The sequence below is a fragment of the Foetidibacter luteolus genome, from assembly GCF_009650435.1.
Classification (GTDB): domain Bacteria; phylum Bacteroidota; class Bacteroidia; order Chitinophagales; family Chitinophagaceae; genus Foetidibacter; species Foetidibacter luteolus.
Window position 1 is genome coordinate 1 of record NZ_VVIP01000014.1, and the last position, 3,363, is coordinate 3,363.

Consider the following 3,363-nt stretch of genomic DNA (forward strand, 5'->3'; position numbering starts at 1 on the left):
CTTAATCTAATTAATTTACATGGTATTATGAAGACGTCCCTCATTATATTGGTTCTTTTTTGCGCTTTGTCACGTGGCTTCGCTCAAGATGCGGCAAAACCTAACGATCAGGCAAACATACAAGGGGCCTGGCTGGCACAATCAGAAAGCCAAAACGGCATCAAAAAGGATGTGGATTACCTGTATATCTTCAAGGGAGATAAGCTTACTTTCAGGGATGAGACCGGAAAGGAGATGAAGTATTCGTTCAAGCTGGACACTACCGGCAAACCCAAGTTGATTATTATTCAGCCAGAGGATGCACCTGCTAATTCAGCGCCTGTCAGCGTTGCTTATGAATTGGATGGAGATTCACTGAAGATTGTAGTCGCACCTCCTGGTTTGCGCCCCACAGAGATATCAGACAAAAACAACCAGGAGCTGATTATCTGTAAGCGAAACGGTTCATAAAAACACCCGGCCATAATAATATTTGTGAAAATTTTTTTTCGGAGAGTGTACATAAAAGCACTTCTACACAATAGTCTCCTGCAAGGGACTTTGCGGCAGGGTAGAATGTAAATGCTCATATTATAAACAAATCCCACTATGCCACAATCATAAGCTATTAATCCATGAGTGATAAGTGTGTGTAAATTTATACGACGTTGAGCTGATAACTACAGATGATACGTAGCTGAAGTTGAAATTGCATCATCCGGCCAACGGCATAAAACAAATGCACTTTTAGCGGTAGTTCTGGTTCATAAGTTGATCTCTTAGTGTCATTTGCCTTGTCTTGCAGGTAAAGTATATTTTACCTTTTACACTTAAGGTGTCAACACCATTATGCTTTTTCTCGTAATAGTCGTTAGTTGTAATCTCTAAAATACCTGTAAGCTGCTCGTCTATTTTAAAACTGGGCCTTGTCAGGAAACTCAATTTTTGGTATTTACTATTTACGATTGCTTGACCCGTAAAATCTTTGTCCGATAAATTTACTTTGTAAGTGTCAGGTTCGTCAATTTGTATAATAAACTGGGATTTAAAGTCGTCTTTGAATATTTTCACTCCAAACCCAATAGAACCAAAAAAGCCAATCCAGGTTTTCATGTAAATTGTGTCTTTGTCTGTATAACACATACATGGTGCTGAAAGTCCTGTCACCAAACTTGAATCTCCACCCGTATTCAGTTGCCCATTTTCAAATGACTCCATGAATATTCTGCTCCTATTGTTTCTGAATGCACCGTTTAACCACGTGCTGTTTTGCAACAAACTATCCATTTTTTGCTCTTGTGAAGTCAATTTTGAAAAGGACTGCAGACTATCTATTTCTCCAACTACATATTTTAAGTTGTACTGGCCTGTCTGACTTTGGCAAGAGCTTACAATCAATAAAATAAAAAAGTGTGATATTTTTTGAAGTTTCATAAGAATTACCGCTAACCTTCGCTTTTACGCAACCTCAATATATTCACGTTTACATACATTTCCAACCATTTACACACGCTTTTCCCCTTTTTGTTCCTGGCACCACAACGCGGAAAGGGATATTTCTCTTTCCAATATCCGTCCCTGTAGCCCCAAACTCCAAATTTGCCCTCCAAAACCCCGCCATTGCCCTTTTGAAGACAAAAGTTTCCCTTATGATGTCCGGCGTCGGGGTTCTGAAGGGGAACATTGCCCTTCAGAACAGAACCATTGGTGTTAATAACGGGAACACTCCCCTTCCGAAGGGGAACATTTCTCTTTTTAAGAGAAACATTTCCCTTCCGATCTACGTCATCGGAGTTGAGAAGGGCAATTTGCCCTTCTGAACAGCAATTTTCTCCTTCTGAAGGGCAATTTTCCCTTCCGAAGGGCAAATTTTCATGATTTGAAAAGGAGTGGCCTGTATTAAAACCTGTTTGCCGGGTTGTTTTTACGCTAATGCACACCTAAAACTATCAGCTATTTCCATCAAATACCCGCCATCCCGGTTTGTAACAGCATTTGTGCAGCAAAAAACGGGGCCGCCAAAAAATAAGGCGCACAAAAAATCCCGCCGCGGCGGGATTCTTTTATGAATGTCTTTCTTTAAAGGCAAGCACTTTTCAACTGGTTAATCCTTGGGGCCGCTTCTTCCTTTGCCGCCCCTGCCCGGGAAACGTTGTTTCAGTTCATCCAGTATGGCCTGGCTGCCCGGTACATTGCCCTTTGCGGCGCCCTGTACGGCCTTGTAAATAAGCAGGGCTACATTGTACGCCTCGCTGCCGCAGATCATCATGGCATCTTCAATTGACAGCGTGATGGTTCCGGCCAGGTTGTGAATGGTCTGCAGGTCAAGGGAAAGCTTCAGGTCACGTTCGGCCTCGGCGATGTCAAGGTAGTTGGGCACCATGGTGGGGTTGCTCTTGGCATACTCCAGGGCCTTCTGTACAAACGACACTGTTTTGTCGCCCATTTTTGCCATTTCTTGTCTTTCTTTTGGCAGAAGGGAGTGTACCAAAATTGCGGAGAGCTGGGTCAACGGTTGAAACTAAATTTCCATCACTATCTTTTTTAAGTGTGGGTCGAAGACCTCGTACAACAGTTCCTAAAAGGTTAGTTCCTACGAACATTAAAATGAAATAGCCAGCTATTGCTTTTAGTATGCAAAGGAAAGTGTCCATAATAATTAGAATTGTCGTGCTTTGAATTGAACGAGGATTAAGTAGGGCTTGCTCAATAACTATCCTTGAAAATGGGGCTGCCAAAATTTCCGGGAGCAAGCCTCTTGAAGATGACTGGCGAAGCGCCTGGCTGCATTACTGATTAAATTTAGGCAATAGAGGCCCAGCCTCATTAAATTAACAAGGTTGAGCACCAAAATAATGGAAGCAATCCACGACTCGCTGGTGTTTTGTAATTTGGCTTTGATGCACTCCATATTATAACCAGCCTTTGCCTGCCCAAACTTGCCTTCTATTGGATTGCGCTCCCCTGGACTTACCTGAATGTGCAGTGCCTCTTTAGCCGGACGGCCCAGTGGCTTAGCCCTTAATGCGATGCCCCATTCCTTCAGCACTTTTCTGTTTTCCCTTGTACAGTAAATCTTGTCTGCCAATACTTCGGCGGGATAATATCCAAGTCGTTTTTTGTACAGCGTTACCGATTCCTTCAGGCTGCCGCCTTCATTAAAATTATCCCAGCTTAACTTGTCTAATAACGCAAACCCACCGCTTAGCGATACCTGCAGTTTGCTGCCAAACTCTACTTTTTTACCATCCTTGCCCCGGACTATGGGGCGTACATGCGGCTGGTGAATATTTACAATACGATCCTCTGCACGGCAACTGCGGGTGCTGTGCATTTGATATTGCTGGTTATATACCGTATGCAATACCATCAGGTATTTTAAAT

General features: G+C 42.9%; 4 protein-coding genes. 1 reads left to right on the forward strand and 3 read right to left on the reverse strand.

From position 1 onward, the window contains the following. The coding region (locus F0364_RS04665) for a TIGR03067 domain-containing protein (protein ID WP_207632515.1) at nucleotides 1-450 on the forward strand (450 nt) is incomplete at its 5' end. Nucleotides 451-726: 276 nt separating this feature from the next. Here the strand turns inward: F0364_RS04665 and F0364_RS04670 are convergent. The 3 genes from F0364_RS04670 to F0364_RS04680 form a co-directional block, all read right to left on the reverse strand. Beyond that, nucleotides 727-1,413, reverse strand: a complete 687-nt coding sequence (locus F0364_RS04670) for a hypothetical protein (protein ID WP_153796600.1) — start codon at nucleotides 1,411-1,413, stop codon at nucleotides 727-729. A 670-nt stretch (nucleotides 1,414-2,083) separates the two neighbouring features. Further along, the gene (locus F0364_RS04675; protein ID WP_153796601.1) at nucleotides 2,084-2,425 is read right to left on the reverse strand and encodes a hypothetical protein; all 342 of its coding nucleotides are present in this window, start codon (nucleotides 2,423-2,425) and stop codon (nucleotides 2,084-2,086) included. Nucleotides 2,426-2,692: 267 nt separating this feature from the next. Beyond that, nucleotides 2,693-3,363, reverse strand: a 671-nt coding sequence (locus F0364_RS04680) for a transposase (RefSeq protein ID WP_153798152.1), incomplete at its 5' end; no start/stop codon positions are given.